The organism is Streptococcus sp. KR (assembly GCF_002238115.1).
Classification (GTDB): Bacteria; Bacillota; Bacilli; order Lactobacillales; family Streptococcaceae; genus Streptococcus.
In genome coordinates, this window is the sequence record NZ_NGVM01000064.1 from 1 (window position 1) to 1,445 (window position 1,445).

The window sequence follows — 1,445 nt, forward strand, 5'->3', positions numbered from 1 at the left end:
CTCTCACTTGGAATGGGTGAACCTTTCCAAATTGCCTATTCATTCGGTTCATACGGTCTTGGAATCGTTTGGATGCTGATTTACAATATGATGTACTTTAAGCATTTGTTCAACATCGGTTTTGTACCAGCCGATGATCGTTCAAAAGAACTGCTGACAAGCGCGAAATATTGGAAAGAGCCTCAAGATAAAAACAACAATTAAACTTTCTATCTTTTTTTTATGTTTCTTCAAATGTCAAATTAAGTTAGAAATTTTAGCTGCTCATCAGTGATTTGATTTACGAATGCCTCAAGTGGTGTTTGATAATTGAGACTTTTTCTGGGAATATGGTTCCGTCGACTAGCAACAGCCTGGACAAATTCATCTGATAGCTGGTCCATGATGAGATCATGGTGCAACCCATCCTTACGAAGTAAGTTGTTGGTGTTTTCATTCAACCCACGTTGATTGGGTGCTCCTACAGCGGCAAAGTAAATATTTAAATCAAACTGGTTAGCAATCGTTCGCCAACCGGCGAACTCCTTACCATTATCAAACGTGATGGACTTAAACAAGTGGCGTGGCAGCTTCGTCAACCAGGCTGCTAAACTACGATTGACGTTTTGTGATGACTTGGTATGTGAATTCAAAACAATTGCGACCTTGGTCTGCCGTTCAACCAGTGTGGTTACGGCACCCTGATGGTTTTTGCCTTGAACCGTGTCGCCTTCTAAATGACCGAATTCTCGTTTAAAATTAGGATAGTCCTGATAACGGGTTTTTAAATCTCTGCCCAATTGCCCAGCTTTTCCTCGTCGTTCAACGTACCCATTAGGGTGACGCTGACCATGCATGGGTAAATCTTTGGCGAACAAGCCAAAAGCATCATGTTTGAAAATGCGATATAGGGTTCGTACGCCGCAGCTAAAAGAACGTTCGTGGCGATTAATAATTGTATCTGGTTGCCACCCCGCTTGAATTTTGGCTTGGATATAAACCAGTTCATCAGGGGCTAGTTGAATGGGCTTACGCCCACAATGTTGTTTGTGCCGTCGATAATGTTGTTGGTAATCAATAAGCGTACCGCCAGCGTCAAGAAAACGATAGATGCGATAAACGGTTTCAGCACTCCGGTGGAGTGCTGGTGCTACTCGGTAAGCCTTTTTATTGAGCTTCCAAAAGGAATAAATTGTAGTGAGTTCGTCTATGGTAAGATGAGTATAGGTCATTTGTGATCAGCCTTTCTTTTGATTTCAACACTCAAAAGTCTATCACAAATGGCTTTTTAAATTTCTAACTTAATTTTACAAACAGGGACCCATAGAAGCTTCCGCCAACACTAACTGGAAGCATCTTGATATGAATTCTCTCGGATATGCCTCTAAGCAAAAGGTACTCAAGTACAATTCTGTGAACTGGGGTGAGTTTGAGGGCGATCGCCAGGACTTGTTCAAAGATACCAA

Annotated in this window: 1 protein-coding gene and 1 pseudogene; one reads left to right on the plus strand and one right to left on the minus strand. The window is 41.8% G+C overall.

Annotation, left to right across the window (positions count from 1 at the left end):
* Positions 1-204: pseudogene (locus tag CBI42_RS10785) on the plus strand (hypothetical protein); the annotation flags it as partial.
* 38 nt (positions 205-242) lie between these two features.
* On the opposite strand, the gene CBI42_RS10790 reads toward CBI42_RS10785, so the two are convergent.
* The gene (locus CBI42_RS10790) at positions 243-1,211 is read right to left on the minus strand and encodes an IS30 family transposase (RefSeq protein WP_054769923.1); all 969 of its coding nucleotides are present in this window, start codon (positions 1,209-1,211) and stop codon (positions 243-245) included.
* Between the last annotated feature and the right edge of the window lie 234 nt (positions 1,212-1,445).